The 393-nt window shown below is 67.2% G+C and carries 1 protein-coding gene; it reads right to left on the reverse strand.

Going from position 1 to position 393, the window contains the following annotated elements; all coding sequences use genetic code 11:
• Positions 1-351, reverse strand: a 351-nt coding sequence (locus EN807_RS32965) for a neutral zinc metallopeptidase (protein WP_246684511.1), incomplete at its 3' end; no start/stop codon positions are given.
• Positions 352-393 lie beyond the last annotated feature (42 nt).

Consider the following 393-nt stretch of genomic DNA (forward strand, 5'->3'; position numbering starts at 1 on the left):
GCGAACCTGGCCGCTGAACAGCACCAGCTTAGGATCCTCGTAGGTCAGGCCGTTGGCCTTGAAGATGCCGGTCCACGTGTCCTCGGTCTCGGCCAGCACGGTGGCCACGAACTGCTTCATCTCGTCCGAAGCCGGCGCGCCGGTGCCGCCGCCCTGGTCGCCACTGTTATCGGTGATCTGGCCGCCGCCACCCGGCAGCAGGCCGCCATCGCCGCCGCCGAGGATCTGCGATGGATCGAAGCCGAAATACCAGCCGGCCAGCACCACCAGGATGACGATGAAAATGCTTGAGCCGCCGCCGGTGCGGCCCCCGATCGGGATGCGGAACTGGCCCGGGCTGCCGCCGCCCAATACGCCGCTGCAAACCGTGTCGCTGCCGTCTTACGCAACATT

The organism is Mesorhizobium sp. M5C.F.Ca.ET.164.01.1.1 (genome assembly GCF_004792125.1).
Classification (GTDB): Bacteria; Pseudomonadota; Alphaproteobacteria; order Rhizobiales; family Rhizobiaceae; genus Mesorhizobium; species Mesorhizobium wenxiniae.